Annotated in this window: 14 protein-coding genes and 2 pseudogenes; 3 read left to right on the top strand and 13 right to left on the bottom strand. The window is 51.1% G+C overall.

From position 1 onward, the window contains the following. Positions 1–68: 68 nt before the first annotated feature. On the bottom strand, positions 69–278 hold the full coding sequence (locus M2401_RS23140) for a hypothetical protein (RefSeq protein ID WP_259106168.1): 210 nt from the start codon (positions 276–278) through the stop codon (positions 69–71). A 430-nt stretch (positions 279–708) separates the two neighbouring features. Here M2401_RS23140 and M2401_RS23135 point away from each other — a divergent pair, with 430 nt between their 5' ends. After that, complete coding sequence (locus M2401_RS23135) at positions 709–2,334, top strand: methyl-accepting chemotaxis protein (RefSeq protein ID WP_259106167.1); 1,626 nt, start codon at positions 709–711, stop codon at positions 2,332–2,334. Positions 2,335–2,462: 128 nt separating this feature from the next. Then, on the top strand, positions 2,463–2,702 hold the full coding sequence (locus tag M2401_RS23130; RefSeq protein WP_259106166.1) for a hypothetical protein: 240 nt from the start codon (positions 2,463–2,465) through the stop codon (positions 2,700–2,702). Between the two features lie 636 nt (positions 2,703–3,338). Here the strand turns inward: M2401_RS23130 and M2401_RS34715 are convergent. From M2401_RS34715 to M2401_RS23095, 8 genes and pseudogenes are all read right to left on the bottom strand, one after another. Beyond that, a complete protein-coding gene (locus tag M2401_RS34715) occupies positions 3,339–4,379 on the bottom strand; it encodes a methyl-accepting chemotaxis protein (protein WP_409033973.1) in 1,041 nt (346 codons plus the stop codon). Between the two features lie 63 nt (positions 4,380–4,442). Then, positions 4,443–4,949, bottom strand: a pseudogene (locus M2401_RS34710) (MCP four helix bundle domain-containing protein); the annotation flags it as partial. Between the two features lie 217 nt (positions 4,950–5,166). Next, positions 5,167–7,506, bottom strand: coding sequence for a bifunctional diguanylate cyclase/phosphodiesterase (locus tag M2401_RS23120; RefSeq protein WP_259106164.1), 2,340 nt, complete (start codon positions 7,504–7,506; stop codon positions 5,167–5,169). Beyond that, on the bottom strand, positions 7,503–8,519 hold the full coding sequence (locus M2401_RS23115) for a methyl-accepting chemotaxis protein (protein ID WP_259106163.1): 1,017 nt from the start codon (positions 8,517–8,519) through the stop codon (positions 7,503–7,505). The genes M2401_RS23120 and M2401_RS23115 overlap by 4 nt, the downstream gene beginning before the upstream one ends. Positions 8,520–9,053: 534 nt before the next feature. Next, positions 9,054–9,443, bottom strand: a pseudogene (locus tag M2401_RS23110) (ExbD/TolR family protein); the annotation flags it as partial. Positions 9,444–9,732: 289 nt separating this feature from the next. Continuing rightward, on the bottom strand, positions 9,733–10,689 hold the full coding sequence (locus tag M2401_RS23105; RefSeq protein ID WP_259106162.1) for an amidohydrolase: 957 nt from the start codon (positions 10,687–10,689) through the stop codon (positions 9,733–9,735). A 133-nt stretch (positions 10,690–10,822) separates the two neighbouring features. After that, the gene (locus M2401_RS23100; RefSeq protein ID WP_259106161.1) at positions 10,823–11,767 is read right to left on the bottom strand and encodes a LysR substrate-binding domain-containing protein; all 945 of its coding nucleotides are present in this window, start codon (positions 11,765–11,767) and stop codon (positions 10,823–10,825) included. 76 nt (positions 11,768–11,843) lie between these two features. Further along, entirely contained in the window at positions 11,844–12,422 is a 579-nt protein-coding gene (locus M2401_RS23095) for a TetR/AcrR family transcriptional regulator (RefSeq protein WP_259106160.1), read from the bottom strand. Between the two features lie 68 nt (positions 12,423–12,490). Between M2401_RS23095 and M2401_RS23090 the strand changes: the two genes are divergently transcribed. Then, the gene (locus M2401_RS23090; protein WP_259106159.1) at positions 12,491–13,390 is read left to right on the top strand and encodes an alpha/beta fold hydrolase; all 900 of its coding nucleotides are present in this window, start codon (positions 12,491–12,493) and stop codon (positions 13,388–13,390) included. Positions 13,391–13,649: 259 nt separating this feature from the next. Here M2401_RS23090 and M2401_RS23085 read toward each other — a convergent pair whose 3' ends face one another. The 4 genes from M2401_RS23085 to M2401_RS23070 form a co-directional block, all read right to left on the bottom strand. Then, positions 13,650–14,423: a hypothetical protein gene (locus tag M2401_RS23085; protein ID WP_259106158.1), complete on the bottom strand. Its 774-nt coding sequence runs from the start codon at positions 14,421–14,423 to the stop codon at positions 13,650–13,652. 150 nt (positions 14,424–14,573) lie between these two features. Further along, entirely contained in the window at positions 14,574–15,848 is a 1,275-nt protein-coding gene (fabF, locus tag M2401_RS23080; RefSeq protein WP_259106157.1) for a beta-ketoacyl-ACP synthase II, read from the bottom strand. Between the two features lie 44 nt (positions 15,849–15,892). Continuing rightward, positions 15,893–16,210 carry a LysR family transcriptional regulator gene (locus M2401_RS23075; protein ID WP_259106156.1) on the bottom strand — a complete coding sequence of 106 codons (318 nt, stop codon included), beginning with the start codon at positions 16,208–16,210 and terminating at the stop codon, positions 15,893–15,895. Next, positions 16,210–17,688 (bottom strand): efflux transporter outer membrane subunit, encoded by a 1,479-nt coding sequence (locus M2401_RS23070; RefSeq protein WP_259106155.1) that lies wholly within the window; start codon positions 17,686–17,688, stop codon positions 16,210–16,212. Before M2401_RS23070 ends, M2401_RS23075 begins: the two co-directional genes overlap by 1 nt. Positions 17,689–17,774 lie beyond the last annotated feature (86 nt).

The raw sequence follows: 17,774 nt of genomic DNA, 5'->3' as shown, positions 1-17,774 counted from the left end.
TTATGTATGTCCAATTAGCGTATTTACAGACTTCATATACTCATTAGCGGCTAGCCGAACATCACTCTCTAACCTAAAAGGGCTTCGTTAGCTCTACTATACAGCTCTGCCGCTTCATCTTCGCCAATGACGTCAGCCCACAGCATACTTTCGACATTTTCCAACAACAGCTTAAGTAAAATATCGGGACGACCTTCCCTCGACCGGATCATGCTAATTTTCGTTTCGGCGTGGCTAAAAAAAACTTGACGCAAAGCGTTATTTTCTATCTTGCGCATCTCGTGCTTCAGTCCGAGTAGTGGGGGCAAAGTACGTCAACGCGAATTTGGAGCAATATTATAATTTAGTCAAGCCGTCTGACCTCACTCAGCACTCACATAACAGTACGCAGAATAAAAACGGATATTTTTGGATCCATTCTTACTCATTGCACTAGTACTATCAGTACTTCGAATATTACTTTTTCAGCTCAAACCTTACCCTGCCCTCGCCTTCTAAACCCCCTATACTATTCCCAATTCGAATAATACTATCGTCAAACACGTGCATGCACAGACTTGAAGCGTCTTGCGATGCTCTCTCCTATACGTGGAATATAGTGGTGCATAGCCATGATGAAAATTTCTTCATCTACCTTCTTGTGTCCTGATTGCGCGCTGTATATATTCAGACTCAAATCAATGCACCGCCGACGAACCGAGAAGCCTTATGTCTGTACGGAATATAAGTATCGCCCCGCGCGCCTTCCTAGGCTTTTCATTTATTGCTATTTTGGTAATTATCTTAAGTGTTTTTGCTATAGACCGCATGAAAACCATCCGTTCAGCGACAGTAGCACTTGAGACTAACATGCTACCAAGCATTGGCTTCCTCGCGGATGTTAACGAAGACATAATGCGCCTTCGCAACAGTATGTTTCGAATGATACTTAACAGAGACCTGGCGACGTTACAGCAGTCCGAAGCCACAACGACTGAGTTAATTAAAAAACTTAGCAGAGACAAGGAAAGTTATGCTGCTTTGCCTGCTGAATCAGACGAGAAAGCGCTATACGCCGCGCTCAATAAAAACCTCATAAATTTTCTATCAATACAAAATCAAGTTTTCGAGCTTTCTAAGAAAGATGATACAGAAAGTATGCGCAACATCATAAACACCACACTCAGAACTACCGGGGATCAGGTGATTGAGCAGGTCGCGGGAATTATAAGACTGAACAAAGACAATGCTGCTATTGCATCTCAACTCTCGGGCAAACAGTATGATTCAGCTACCCACGCGGTGGTCATAGTTTCTATATCAGCCGTACTACTTACAATTCTACTCGCGTGGATATTGACGGGAAGCATCGTCAAGCCCTTGGCGGCTGCGGTGCTTGCTGCCGACCAGATTGCAGAAGGTGACCTGACGAAACAGATCATTATATCGGGTAAAGATGAACCGGCCAGGCTGCTGGGCGCGCTAGTTACAATGCAAACCAATTTACGAGGAACAATCCAGAAAATTTCAGGTTCAGCCACGCAGCTAGCCTCTGCTGCAGAGCAGCTAACCGCAGTTACTGATGAGTCATCCCGTGGTTTGCAGCGACAAAATGATGAAATTCAACAAGCGGCAACAGCCGTCAATGAAATGACCGCCGCAGTTGAAGAGGTAGCAAGAAATGCAGTATCTACCTCAGAGTCGTCACAAAACTCAGCTCATACGTCGCTACGCGGACGTTCTAAAGTCGCAGAAACGGTGGCGGCCATCCAGGCGATGACGAACGATGTGCAGACAACCACCATCCTGATAGAGGGACTTGCGGAGCAGGGTCGCGAAATCGGTACTGTACTTGATGTAATTCGGTCAATTGCAGAACAAACTAACCTGCTGGCTTTAAATGCCGCTATCGAGGCAGCCCGAGCAGGTGAGGCAGGACGTGGGTTCGCGGTTGTTGCCGATGAGGTAAGAGCATTGGCTCACCGTACTGCACAATCGACTCAAGAAATTGAGCAAATGGTAGTGGGTATTCAAGGTGGAACAGGACAAGCCGTACAATCCATGACAGCCAGCACCAGTCGCACGCGCTCTACGTTAGAATTAGCACAGGCTGCAGGTGCGGCTCTAGAGGAAATCACCGAATCTATTTCCCATATCAATGAGCGAAATCTAGTAATCGCCAGCGCATCCGAAGAGCAAGCTCAAGTTTCACGCGAGGTCGACCGCAATCTGGTAAATATCCGGGATCTAGCAGCGCAGTCGGCGGCTGGGGCAAGTCAAACGAACGCGGCCAGTCAAGAACTATCGCGTTTGGCAGTTGAACTAAATTCTATGGTGGCAAAGTTTTCTATATAGACGATCTTTTGGTGCCAGCGCTTGCCTCTCGCAAGCAAGGCTCCAATCTTCCAAGGCTCACCGGTTGCGAGCATTCATGTAGCATTGAAGTTTTTCAATCTATCACAGTAAGGAATAGCAGGTGTTTCATGTTAGACTTAACAGATCTTTACGTAAGCTACACCCTTCTTCTTGACAAGATCGATCTTATGCAGAAGGAATCTATCAAGCCCGATCAATCATTCCTCAATGCTCTGTCAGAACTAACTACGGCCACGGAGCGCCTCAAGCAGCTTTTATTATTAAAAAATAGCTCACCCGACAATGGCCCCTATCTCAAATTGGTCGCCACAGTAAAAGCGGAGGTGAACTCCGAACACGCTCAATGACTGACAGAGGTCACTCACATTAAGGTTTCAGGCTTAGCATTCAGCCTTGATCCTAGTCCTCGCACAAAAACGGTCATCTGGCAAGCTCCCCCATTAGACGTATATTAGATAATCCATCAACTGTCAGACTGTCTTTTTGGAAGGCATCTATGCGCCTCAAACACAAAATGCTTCTGATAAGAGCGGCAATATATTTATGCGTAAGTATTCATATAACCTTTTGGTTTATTACCCCACCTGACTGAGCAAAAAAATGCCAAGCTGAGAGTTAACCAAGGCACCGAAATTTAAAAATCTGCCACTAAGGGTGTCGTATCGTTATCCGCTGGAGTAAGCATCTTAGATAACTGTATGTATATATTCGAAAAGGTACTCGCGACACCTTTACCCTCTTCTACCGCTCAGCGATACGGCAATAATGTGGCAGCCTATCCAGCAACGCTGTGCTCATCCTAGGGTCGCTGAACACGCACTATCAATCCGAGAAGCTCAGGCTGCAAATCAAAAACCCCGTGTTCTCCTGCTCAAACAGTGAGCAGAAGCAGTTGAACACCTGGTTCAGTTTTCGATCGGCAGAACAGCTTTCCAGATCAGCCGCAACACCAGTGAATCGTCACCTAAAGCTGCCCAGGGCAGCTACATTACAAACCTCGTCACCAGGCCGTTTAGGTCGATCGCTAAGCGCGAGAGCTCCTGACTTGCAGCCAGGGTTTGTGTGGCTCCAGCCGCCGTTTGGCCTGATAGATCACGAATGCTCACCAGACTGCGATCTACTTCACGAGCCACTATAGACTGCTGCTCGGCGGCGCTGGCGATGACCAGGTTGCGCCTGTTAATTTCAGAGATGGCTACAGTGATCTTTTCTAACGCCAAGCCAGCGCTACTTGCTCGCTCTAGCGTTTGTTCAGCATGAGTAGCGCTGTCTTGCATTGCGCCGACCGTGTCCAAGGTACCAGCCTGGATACTGCTGATCATGGTATCGATCTCCTGTGTTGAATTCTGCGTGCGCTGGGCAAGCGAACGGACTTCGTCGGCTACAACAGCAAACCCTCGCCCCGCCTCTCCTGCACGAGCGGCTTCGATTGCTGCATTTAACGCCAAAAGATTCGTTTGATCGGCAATCGCTCGGATCACCTCAAGGACTTTACTGATGTCCTGTGCCCGAGTAGCCAACCCTTTAGCCTGATCAGATGCCCCCATCACCCCATCAACGAGTCCCTGTATTGAGTCAATGGTTTCTTTTACCTGCCGATGTCCGTGCTGACTGTCCACATCTGAAGCTTTTGAGACTTGCGATGTCGACACGGCATTGCTGGCCACTTCCTCCACCGCAGTACTCATTTGGTTAACCGCCGTCGCGGCCAACTCGATCTCGTCATTTTGAGCTTGCAAGCTTAAAGTACTCTGCGCCATCACTGCGCTCATTTCTTCCGCCGCCGAGGCCAGCTGTTGCGATGACTCACTGATACCTTGAATGGTCGAACGAAGGTTTTGCTGCATCACAGATAACGCATCTAATAGGTGCGCCGGCTCATCGCTCCCGGCACTACTGATATCACTTCCAAGGTTACCCGCCGCGATCATCTGCGCCACACCCAAAGCTTCCCGGATAGGCTTGACGATGCTGGAGGTCAACAGCCATGCGAGTGTAAGCGTTAACAGAACTGCGATGACCACAACAGCCGCAACGACTTTCTGCGTCTGCTGGTAAAGTCTACCCGCATCACCTACTGCTGATGAGGCGCCTTGCTGATTTTGAGTAATGAGGGTCTCAAAATACTTCTCAAGCTTGAACCCCAACGGCGCCATTTGGCTGTTCACAATAATCTGGGCTTGCTCGACCTGCTGAGCCTGGATTGCCGTGATCAGTTGGTCAAGATTGCGCTGATAGTCGTTAAAAGCTTGATAAACTTCAGCAAGCAATGCCAGATCTGCTTTATCTTGAGTCAACAGTTTGTAGTCTTCAAGACGCTTAAGCAGCTCTTTACGCTCACCCGCGATAATACTCAAGCTTTGCCGATGAGTATCCATATTATTGCTTGCCATTAGACGCAGGGCTTCCATGCGAATAGTCATGATGTTATCACTGGCATCATGCATACTTTCAATCTTTGGCATCCACTGCCTTTCAATGATCTCAGCACTCGACCTAACGGACGCCATCTCTTTCAAGCAAAAGCCGCCCTCCAATATCAACATCAGAGCAACCAATCCGAATCCTAAACTAGCTCTCACGCCTATACGCATATTTCTAATGAACATTCGAAACGCTCCTGCATCCGTATTGGATGGCTATAATTTTTTTAAGTTGGTGAGTCGGCCATCGAGGGCTATGAGCCAATTTTGTTGAGTCAGTGTACTTCTGCGGTCAACGCATTATTATGCAGACGTAGTAACTTCTGCTTGCTCCATCTTTAATTCGCATTGGATTTTGCGATGTAATTGCCTGGCGTCAGGCACTGACTCATACCCAGTTTTCCGCCAAGAATGCCGACTCGATACGCGCCTGCATGAAAAGCTCGAACGCCATTGGGGGCAACGCTTTCGAGTAAAAATACCCTTGCGCCTCGTCGCAGCCCTTGTTGGTAAGCGCGTCTAGGGCAGCGAGTTCCTCGACCCCTTCGGCAATTACCCTCATGCCAAAACTATGACCCAACGCGATCATCGCCTTGATGATGGCGGCATCTTGAGGATTACTGGTCATGCCGCGGACAAACGATTGATCAATTTTCAGCTTGTCTACCGCGAATCGTTTCAGGTAAGCCATGCTCGAATACCCAGTGCCGAAATCATCAAGGGACATGCGTACCCCCAAGGCCTTTAGGGCGTTAATGGTCTCAATGGCTCGTTCTGAATGCCCGATCAAGATCGACTCAGTAATCTCTAACTCCAGTAAATGAGCCTTCAACCCACTTTCGTGCAGCGCCACTCGGACATCCTCAACAAGATCTCCCTGGCGAAATTGGACGGCCGAGCAATTCATTGCCACGCTAAGCTCACCAAATCCTGAGGCCTGCCATGCGACTGCTTGCCGGCAAACCTTGCCTAGCAGCCATTGGCTAATAGGTATGATCATTCCAGTCGACTCTGCCACTGGAATGAACTCACTGGGAGGGATCGCCCCCTCGCCGGGATGCTGCCAGCGCAGTAACGCTTCGGCACCAACCACTTTTCCAGTGCTTAATTCGATCTGCGGTTGATAGTGAACGTCCAACTCCTGGTGCAGAAAAGCCTGCCTTAGCTCCGTCTGGACATAGTGAAGTCGCAGTTCACGGGCACCCATTTGGGTCTCGTAAAATACCCAGGTGTTGCGCCCGTTCAGCTTGGCCTGGGCTAAGGCCATATCGGCAGCCTTTAGCAACGATCCAAAGTCGAAGCCATGCTTGGTATGAAGTGCGATGCCCACTGAAGCGGAGATAGAAAGTGGTTGCCCTTTAATAATCAACGGTTCTTGCAATACATTAAGCATGCGTGCCACCAACTCAGCTACCTGGTCGGGATCATCGTTCTCAACCAGCACAAGAAAATCATCGCCGCTGAGTCTTGCGACCGTGTCTACCAAGGGCTTCAAAGACACCAATCTTTGCGCCAGGCGCTGAAGAATAAGGTCGCCTTCAACATGGCCAAAGGAATCATTGATATTTTTAAAGTTATCCAAGTCAACATACAACAGTGCGAGTTTCTGCCCACGACCGCATTTGCTGATCGCATTATTTACGCGCTGGAGTAGGTACCGCCGGTTTGGTAATTCAGTGAGTTCATCGTGGAAAGCGCTGTGACTTAACTCGTCAAGCATTTGCTGACGACGAATTCGATTGGCCTGCAACCGAACCGTCAGGCTGATAATCAGAAGGAACAATCCGCCACAAACCGTTGATGCAGCCAGAACCGTGTACTTCCAATTAAGCAGGTAGTCCTCCGCGGCGAATCCTGTCACCAGTATCAGTGAGAAGCTACCAACTCGCTCAAAACTATAGACACGTTTGACGCTATCCACACGGGAATTGGTAATCAAGATTCCTTTTTGATGTCCAGCTGCGATAAGGTCATCAATCATGTCGGCTTGGTAGCTGCTTGCCATTTTGGCAGGGGGCGGCACGCGCAAGACGATGGTTGGAACATCAGCGCGGCGCAATGTTATGACTCCATGAGCACCAACATCCACTTCGCTGATGATCTCCAGAATTTGCTTGAGCGGCAGCTCTCCTACTATCCAGCCTGTGTGTTGCTGGCCATTAAAAATTGGTACAGCCATATTCAGAAGCTGACTAGCGTTATCGTGATCAAGCATTGCTGGCGTATTTGGGCTGGGGGAGTGCACCGCCAATGTAGCGCGAAAGCCTAACTGGTCTTGAGTGGGGTTGTCCGGTTTTCCATCGGAGCCGAATAGGAACCGGCCGTCAGTTGTGAGAACGTCATAATGAACTACCTGAGGAAATCGCCGATTCAGCGCCCTCAGCTGCCAACGCTCCGATGGCGGTGTGGTCGCAGTGCGCAATAGATCTTCATCCATGCGCGAGGCGATATTTAGAAGGTTTGCTTGCGCACCATCGAAAATCCCTTGCAAGCGTGTTTCGAGAATGTGATTCAAGTTGCCTACGTCCGCAGCCGCCTGATTGCGCGCCTGCTCATACGCTAATCCGAGCAGCGCAACGAGAAGCATGATTATTGCGAGCGCCAATGCTCCCCACCACCATATCTGCGGTTTCCGCGTAGCGGCGATTAGTGTCCGCGCACCTGTATCCACTGGCATCAGACAATTTGTGCACGTCATATCATCGTTGAGCAGATCGGCATTCATCATGGCGTCTCATAGTGAGAAGCGTGGAACCGGCTGGTCGAGTTTTGCGGTATTCGCGACAACTCTTGACTGGTGAGACTCGGTTGCGGTGTTTCGATAGGCGGCTGCGCAGAGCGGTTACCGGTGACCATGACCTCTCGATTTCCTTCTCCTTTAATCTGCGCAGTGCCATCAAGAGAGCTAACTTCGTCCGGCTTGCGTGGAACTATCGTCGAGATAAAATCAATGATTCGCTCAATGGCTACCTCTGCTGACTTGGCCATCTCCAACGTGACCGCCGCATGACCCGCGCTGTCATGCAATGCAGAGACAGTGGCGTCGGTACGCGTGAGGTAGTTGTCAATAATGTTACCGAATTCTGCGTGGGAGATAGGCGCAGGCTTTCCTTCAAGTAGGCGTTTATTCCCAGCGTTGGTTGTCTCTCGATCATCTGGCACTGCGCGATTTACATCATTCGCGGCGTCGAGAACCATCACACGTGCCGGATTTCGGATACGTCGAATGCTCAGAGAAAAAGCTGTGATGCCAGCTTTTGACTCAGATGGCTGGTCAGGGCGTTGGATCGAACGCAATGTGTTTCTCGCTGGCCCCTGCTCCGGCGTGTTATTTTTAAGGACAAGCTCACGGCTTCTCACGTCCTTGTGCTGGAAAGTCATTTCCAGGGCTTCGTCGAGCTGTACCGAACGCTTTCTCAGTCCATCGGCTCCGCTGCCTGCCACCAAACTCATTTCGTCAGCAGCGGTGGTCAATTTTCCCGTTGAATGGTCGATAGTTTCTATCGTAGCGCGCAGGGCTGCCTGCATCTGTCTCAGAGCATGCAGTAACTCAGCGAGCTCAGATGCGCGTTGACCGTCAACGTCTCCGCTCATATCACTATCTGAAATACTTACAACTCCGCTTGAGATTTGGCTACTCTGCCGGAAAGTATGCCTAGACAATATCCAAGCAAGCAGCATCGCGACCACGACCAATAGAACTGAAACGGTACCGACAATGACTTGCACGGAGGTATACAAGGATTGACTCCCCTGGCTGCTGAATTGGCGCCGCATAAGATTGAATTTTCACCAACGCTCAAAGACTATTTTAGCCAGCGTCAATGCTGACCTAGGCAGGCCAAGAAGCACCAGCGTGATGACCGCTTTCCCACACGCCCTGACAACGGCCGCATCGTCCCCATAGCTACATCGACGAAATGATGCCAATTTGCCACGACCGAGCTGAAGATTAACACCATAGGATGATGATTATAATACCACTTGTCTTTTGTACGCCTATACGTGTGTATGATGAGAAACCAAGCTATTACTGGCTGAGCCCCTGGTGGTCGTCAAAGCAACGTTCTCAGATAGGATACTTTTGTTCCGATTTTTGTATATCGATCTGCCAACTATCACTGCGAGTGATTGTTGAGCGCATACTTCTAACGCGGCTAGGAATGCCTATTCCTACCTCTGAAGGGGGAATAACAATAGAGATCTTGACGTCGGATATATAGACATAACGCGGGTGAGATACTTTTTGCCGTCGTTCATGCTGTGTGATTCAGTCGTGATCAGTGGCAACTTGGTAATCCCGGCCTTCTCGATTGAGGTCATGATCCGGGCCGCTTCGCCGTAGCTCACGTAGTCGTCAGCTCTCAACCGCACCCGCATGACGGCATTTTTGCTATTGGCGGTCTTTAGATTGGTCTTCAGCAAATTCAGCTGGATCTCGTCTTATTCATGAACAGCTTGCCACCTGTCGTCGCTGCTTACGACCAATGGGTCTGTCTTTTCGACCGACGCCGAAGGGGAGGTCTTGGGTAGGTTGAGGAGGATCGAGTTAGTTAGCAGCGGTGTTCGCCTGGTATCGCTAAGCACCTCATCGCTGTCTGGTGTGGAGAAAGAGAGCTCGGAATACCTACTACAGATTTTGGCAAGCCGATGGCGGTACAGCATTGAACAAGGCCACAACAGAGCATGCCCGGAGTTCATCCTTCGCCGGTTCGTGTAGAGCAACACGCATAACTGCATCCCACCGCGGGCCCAAGCGCCATTAGCTTAGCGAGTACGAGCCAAGCAGGCCCTCTTGTCAACGGCGCTTTGCATAGGAGTATGACTTCCAATCCCACGGCGGCTGCCTAACTGGCTAAAAAAGATGGCAAACGGATTCCCAAAAGAAACCGAATGCCGAGCCCACTGTTTTGTCAGCGTTCGCCCATGCCCGTGTTCATCCAGAGACGCCTCGCTAAAATACTCTTTGGCCAAGACCATAAAAATGTCTGGCGTTGTCTGCAAATACCCTCTGGGCGGCTAAAGATTGATTTTGCAGGAAGCTCTTCGCCAAACCGATGGTTTGCTCAAGGCTCCCAAGATGTTCGCTATTTGGCCAGTCGCTACCGAAAACAACTTTGTTCTCGCCAAAAAGACTCCACAGGGCATCAAGCCCCTCCCTATAAACACTAATGTCGAACCGCGCATTTTTGGCGCTTGGCTCCAAGCGTGGAATCTCGGAAAGCTTCATGAATACCGTTGGCCGCTTGGAAAGCTCGGTAAGATCGCTGATGTATGCTTGCCGGTCTGCTCGGGGGACATTTGCGTTAGGCAGATGGTCGATCATGATGGGCAATTCAGGTACGCGGTCGCTCAAAAGCAGCAGATTCTTGATCAGTCGAGGATCGGGATTAGCGGAGTCCAAGGTTCGCTTGTTTTGTGACAATGTCTTTAGATCTGCAATAAATGCCGGGGTTTGCAAAGCATTGCCCAAGTCGCGATCCCAGAGGTTTCCATATCGGCTGCCTAAAAACAGCGGCTCCGCTTCAAGCCTAGTGTAACTCTGGGCAAAACCCTTCTCGCCCAAGGGTAAATTCCCTACAAAGCCCGCCATTCGTTTGTCAGACTTTACAGTATCAAGCAGCCAAAAATTGTCATCTATCCATGGACTGGCCTCAACCGCTATGGCGCTCTGAACCCCCAGAGGGGCTGCGTTACGAAAGTACTCTGGCGCAAGCGCGGGGGCGTAGATGGAGTCATTCTTCTCCGGCCATGGAATGCCTTGGGGCCGACGAGGATCGAACTGATGAATATGGGCGTCTAAAATGGGGCCTGAATATTGACCATCTGAAGCCTGCAACGGACGACTGGCATGGAATGCCGCTAACCCTATACCACTGACGACACCTTTCAAAACCGTGCGACGATGCATGATTGACTCTCTATTGTTGTTTTAAGGCAACATGTTGAGCCGCAGCCACGATGCATTACCAATGCAATTTAGGTTGATACCGATACCTATGTCCTATCGCTGTCCGGCTGCGCCTAGCCAGTGCGCCTTAGCGCTAACTCGTTTCATGTGCACGCTTTCGTAGCAACTCGATGAAGTGCTGCAACTCGCGACTGACGGGTTCATCCTTGCGCCGCAATAAGCCAAAAGGCTCCATCTGCGCATCCAGAGTTACAGGCAAAGCCCTGACAAGGCCCATCTTTAGATAGTCACGCATGGCTGACTCCGATAGAACCATCACAGCATCTGTCAACTGCACCAACTGCTGCATGGAGTACACGGAGCTGCATTCAATGATATCGGCTGGCGAGGACAGCTCGATGCGCTGCAAAGCCTCTTCAATCGCGATGCGCGCCGGACTTGTGTCGGGTTGCAGGATCCAGGGCCAATCCCTGACCAACTCGGCCCATTGAAGATTTTGACGACTGGCTAAAGGATGGCCGCTATGAACAACGGCTATCAGACGCTCATTCCCCAGAGGCTCAAACTCATAGTCATCACGGTCATTGCTGGGGCTACGGCGCGTAACGGCGATATCCACACGCCCTTGCTCAAGTAACTGGATGACCTGGTCACTCGTGTCCCCCATGATTCTTATACGTAATTGTGGGTTGAGGGCCTTGATTTGCGCAACTGTGTTCATCACCAGATCCGGCGCAGCGCCCATGATGGTACCTATCGATAAATACCCGTATCCACCCTGTTTACGCACAGCCAGATCGGTAGCACACCGATCCAGCCCACTGATGGCCGCCTCGGCGAAACGCAGCAACTCGCGCCCCAACGCGGTTGGGCGCATACCTCGCGGCATCCGCTCAAACAGCTCACATCCGAACATATCCTCAATTTCCTGCAGCATACGAGTTGCGGCGGGTTGGGACATGCTCATAGTCACAGACGCGCGATGCATATTCAGACTGGTACCCAGAACGACCAGCATCTGCAGATGCTTGTAACGCAGTCGACTGAAAAGATGCTGCGGGGATCGCTCGATGCTCATTCCCACCTCAATTTACGATACCTTAAAAGTATCTATCATCAGATTTTCTAAGCATATTGACATTAACCGTGAAGAATTATGCTTCGGTTCGCGCAGCCTCCTCCAAACTGCCCGCCAGGCATGCTTCCAGAATTTCGTCTGATAATGCACTCACTCCGCTAACGGAGCGTGCAAGTACAACCGCTCCCACCGCCTTTGCTAGAAGATTGATCCCCCTCTGACGGCGATCCGCAGATTGAAACTGCCCTTGTGCCGCAAGCGCCTTTTCGATTCTTAGCAACCAGCCCTCAATCCCCCCTTCAAAGACCTGCTTTATCTCTCGGGTTTGCCGAGCAGCATCTGAGCCAAGGGCTGCAGCAGGACAGGCTTGCCGAAGATCATCTCGGTGCCCTGCAGAGATGTAACGGCGCAGTATCGCGTCAATTGTGCTGTCGTCAGCTTCTACGTCGAGCTCATCAAAGGCACTCTGAGAGGCCGCCATGACCAGCTCTTCTTTGGAGGAAAAATGGTTGTAAAAACCCCCATGGGAGAAGCCTGCTTCTTTCATAAGATCAGCCACACCAATCCCGTTGTAACCATGCTCGCGAAATAATCGCGCTGCCGTGGTCACGATCTGGCGCCTGTTCTCCTGCATCTGCTCTTTAGAAACTCGCATTTCCCTTCCTCCATACCCGTGACGCCCAAATAATGAGGATGATCGTCATTAATAAATTGACAGCTTTAATGATGATCATCATCATAACACCGAGTGTCAACAACACCAATCCATTAAGGGAGACTGTCATGAGCACTTGCCACATCAACGCTCCAACGCAATATGTCGAAATTGATGCCGATCGTTTTGCCTATCGTCGTTGGGGTAAAAAGGGGGGAACCCCCCTCCTTTTTATCCAGCATTATCGAGGCGGTATGGATCATTGGGATCCACTCATGACTGACGGTCTGGCCGAAGGTCGGGAAGTGATTTTGTTCGATGGCCGGGGCGTAGCGGGCTCATCTGGACAACCGAGAAATAGATTTGAAGCCATGGCGGATGACATCGCAGCGTTGATAGAGGCTTTAGGCGTTAGACAGGTCGACATCGTTGGCTTTTCGATCGGAGGCTTCCAGGCGCAGGAGGTTGCACTACGTCACCCGAAACTTGTACGCAAGTTGATTTTGCTGGGTACAGGCCCTCGCGGAGGTGATCCATGGATCGACCCCCGCATGGCGGAGATTGCACCGAAGCCCGTGCACGACGTCGAAGACTTTGTGTTTCTCTTTTTTGGCAAGTCAGAACAGGCCAAGCGGGCCGGTAGGGCATTTTGGGATCGCCGCCATCAGCGTGTAATAGACGAAGATCCGCTAAGCTCGCCGGAAGTGGCGCATGCCCATTGGGACGCATACCAGGCTTATATGGTACCTGTGGGTGAAAAACCCTACTCTCATCTCGCCGCCATCAAGCAACCTACGCTGATTGTTAACGGAATTGAAGACATCATGATCGCGTCTATCAACTCTTTTTACCTTGCTCAGAATATCCCAAATTCGCAGTTGATCCTTTATCCTGACGCTGGACATGGGTCGCACTTTCAGTATCCAGAACGTTTCTTAAAGCACGCTACTCAGTTCTTGGCAGAATAAATCCCTAGCAAAGCCTCTTTAGCTGCACCCCACCAATCTGCATTGTACTTGATGAGGTGCAGTCGCCCCTTGTTTAACGCTTGATCGTTAACTTGGCCACTACGAAACTATCAGACTCAGGACGCGTGAGTTTGATCTCTCGCATCGAATAGTTTATGCAATTAAACCGAATTAATGCAGCACTGATGGTTTGTTGATACGTTCTAAAATATTGCCAACAACGTATCAACTGCAGCACAGACTCAACACAACAATACATCTACCAACACAATACTGTACCAGCCAACTCCTTTGAAAACGCTCGCAGCATCCTTCGCTCGACATGTCTATGAGCCAGCAAATCCCCTCCTGCTGAAAGATACTCTTGCTCAATATCAATAATCTTGAAAGAGTGTAAATCCACTGAACCAATAGGTATGATGTCTTCTGGAGTAAAATATATAGCCTTTACAATTCTCCTTTTGACGTCAGGAAGCGTCCAGAAATCGTCAAGACTCACCACTGGGCTTTCGAACCAAAATCGCGTCCAACATTGGCGAAGCAGTCCTTTCTCTATGATGACTTCTCTTTCGAAATCCTTGAGTGCAAGCAGCACAGCGACGATTTCGTGCTCTTTAATTCCAGGGTATTTCCAAATACCGTTAGAGTCAGCATATTTAAGCAGGCCGATAAACGTTGAAATATCAGCATGCTTAGCGTGTTTTCTAAACTGGAACCAATGTTTGCGCCATCGTGAGAAGAAAGACGTTCTCAGTGCAGCTGATACTTCGGGAATTTCATCCTGCCGTGGCGAAACTACATACTGATGTCTCAAACTCCGCATCGGGCAAAAGACATCATCTGGGTGTACGAAAGTAAGATTACTATCTCGCCCAGTATCATGATTTAGCCCAAGTGCCGCGGCGCACAAGGGGCACAAAGCCGGTAAACACGAGCTTGCTATCGTTGTGACATCCAAAAAACCTGCGTACTTCTCACGGTATTGACCAGGCGTGATTCTTTTTCCAGTGAATGGATCCGCAGCAACTCTCACGGATGTACCCCCGACATTAACCAGAGCGTCATCAAGCTATTACCAATCAAATTCAAAAAACAGACCAGGCCCGAGACCTGGTTTATAGAAAGCCGCGAACAAGGCGCAAAACCGACTATAAAACGCAGGCCTATGCCACTCAGGCCAGGGTCAATTCTCCCAACGCTTGAACAGGACGCTGGCGTTAACACCGCCGAACCCAAACCCATTTGAAAGCGCGTACTCGATTCGCATCGGCTGAGCGTCACCATGCACAATATTTACTTTGCCGACAGCTTCGTCCGGATGCTTAAAATTCAGAGTCGCAGGCACAATCTGGTCTCGAATTGCCATGATGGTGAAGATTGCTTCCAAGCCTCCGGCCGCGCCTAGTAAGTGACCGGTGGCCGACTTCGTCGAGGTAACTGCAAGCATAGACTCTTCGCCAAACACGGCCTTAATCGCTGCAAGCTCCCCTTGGTCGCCTACTGGGGTAGAAGTGGCATGCGCATTCAAGTGTTGAATTTGCTGCGGATTAATACCCGCTTGAGCTATCGCCTTCTGCATTGCCCTGCGCGCACCATTTCCATCCTCAGGCCCGGCCGTCAGATGATAAGCGTCGGCGCTTGTACCGTAACCCACCAGCTCTGCCAGAATATTAGCCCCCCGCGCCAGCGCATGATCAAGCGACTCAATCACCAACAACCCTGCCCCCTCACCCATGACAAAGCCATCACGATCCCTGTCAAACGGGCGAGATGCCAATGTAGGCGTCTGGTTATAGCTGCTGGACATAGCACGTGCCGCAGCAAACCCTGCCAAAGCGACCCTATCAATAGCAGCTTCCGCCCCGCCGCAGATAGCGATGTCTGCCTCTCCATCACGGATCAATCTGGCTGCGTCGCCGATGGCCTGCACGCTGGCAGCGCATGCGGTTACCGGAGCTCCAATAGGGCCCCGCAGTCCATGAGCGATGGATACATGGCCGGCCGCTAAATTACCCAAAAAGGAAGGGATCGTGAATGGCGACAGCCGCCGTGGGCCCTTTGAGTCCGTCGTGCGCACAGCCTCCGTGATAGATCCGAATCCACCAACCCCGGTGGCAATGATAGTCGCGGTGCGCTCCCGCTCTGCCTCCGTTTTCGGGTGCCAGCCTGCTTGGGCTAACGCCTCGTTAGCGGCAGCCAGCGCGAACATGATGAACCGATCCATCTTTTTCTGTTCTTTGGGTGGGACTGAAGCGTTGGGATCAAACCCTGCTTCAGGATCCTCCTCAAGCGTAGGCACCACGCCCGCGATCTTGCAGGTCACATCTGCCGAGATGTCGTCACCCAGGATACGAATACCTGAACGGCCTTCCAGGAGGCGGCGCCACACCTTTTCCACCCCCAATCCAAGGGGAGACACGACGCCCATCCCGGTAACAACAATTCTTGTACGATACATTTAACTTCGTTCCTTCAACTCATGCGTGCACAGTCAGCACACGTTTAGATATGCTCATTGTCAGCGTCGGTTATTGATAGCACCGTTTTTTGCACAAGCCCCAGGGCAGGAACAATGTCCCGAGCGAGCTGAATAGCCTTGGGTGTTGGGCACATTTTGCGATAACCACGAGTAAACAACGGATCATTGAAGTAGCGCCGCAACTTGCCGAGCGCATTACTCACCGCAGGCTGTCCTATCGAAAGGCATTGCGCCGCCTTACTGACGTTGGTCTCTCTAAAAAGCACTGCGAACGTGACCAGCAGGTTCAGATCAAGCTCGGAGAGCACCTTCTCTCTCAACTCCACTGCCTCGTCGGCCATCACTGTGCCGCCTTTGCTACAACCGTCAATGGAGGTGCTTTCCATCCTCCACCCAACGATTTGTAGCATTCAACAGCAGCAACTGAGGCGGCTGACTGTGCCAATAGTTTCTGTTCCTGGGCTTGCTGCAGGCGATCATCGGCGTCAAGCACCTCTATAAAACTGACGCTGCCTTGCTGAAAAGCTGAAAAAGCAGCGGCCCGCGCGTCAGTCAGAGAACGAACACCCTCCTCCAGAACAGCGTTTTGTATTTCGCTTTGTACCAATTGAGTCATCGAGTTTTCGACATCGGCGGTAGCTTGCAATAACGCTTGCTGATAAGCCGCAAGGGCCTGCGCGTCACGACCCTTGGCAAACTCCACTTCGGCTCTCACGCGACCAAAGTCAAACAGGCGCCACCGCAGACCGAAAACACCTTGGGCAAGATTTGCGTCACCGGATAGCAAATTTCCACTGACATTAGTGGCCGAGCCCAACAGTGCCCCAAGGGAAAACTTGGGGTAGTAATCAGCGATGGCTTCTCCGATCCGCGCGTTTGAAGCCGCAAGGGTTCGTTCGGCAGCAATCACATCGGGGCGACGCCTAAACATATCGGCCCGCCCACCTGCGGTATCGATGCCTGGTGCAGTCGGGATCGGTGCCCGCGAGGCTAGCTCTTGGTGAAGGGTGCCAGGCATTACGCCGGTCAGGACTTCCAGAGAGTTCATCGTGCTTTCAATAGCGCTGCGCAACGGTGGTACCTGTGCCGATACGGTCGATAGCACCCCTTCGGCCTGCTTCAATTGAAGCCGGGCTACCACGCCTTTGGCATATTGCAATTGCAGTAACTTGACCAAGTCAGCCTGCGTTTTTTCCCGGCCCTGTACAACATCCAGGCGAGCCTGGAGCGTGCGCAGTTGGATATAGCCTGTAGCCGCCGATGACGTAACGATCAGTCTGACCGCGGCCTGCTGAGCGACAGCCGCCTGCTGATCGGCTTCAGCGGCCTCAAGACCACGGCGCAGGCCGCCAAAAATATCAACCTCCCAACTGACCCCTGTACCTACCTGGTAAAGGCTGCTGTTGCGATCAAAGCCAGGACTTGCGCTGGCCAGGCGCCCGCTAGGGTCTTCAAGCGACTGATGCGTTCGTGATGCCTGGGCATTGAACTCACCGGACGGCAACAGCGCGGATCGCGCCCCCAGAGTCAACGCACTGGCTTGGTCGACGCGGGCAACGGCTTGCTTGAGGTCAAGGTTCTGCGCCAAGGCCTTATTCACCAGTGACTCAAGCTCCTTATCGCCGAAAGCAGCCCACCAAGTGGACATAGCGGCAACAGGCAGCCCGGAATTGCGCTGTTCAACACTCTGCTGGCCGCGAAACGACGCCTGACCAGGTGATTCAGGCGCTTGGTAATCAGGCCCTACGGCGCATCCCGCCAAGAGCATTGCCGGAAGGAACCACGCGCAGCGCTCAATTCGATGAGGAGAGAGTTTCATGGGTAAGTCCTGTGATCTCGTGAAGCAATTATTTCCACATTCCAGACATTGTCAACACATTATAAAATCCGTAACCATAAAAAAGA

Origin of the sequence: Pseudomonas sp. JUb42 (genome assembly GCF_024807945.1) — a bacterium.
Taxonomy (GTDB): domain Bacteria; phylum Pseudomonadota; class Gammaproteobacteria; order Pseudomonadales; family Pseudomonadaceae; genus Aquipseudomonas.
This window is presented reverse-complemented; position numbering and strand designations above follow the sequence as displayed.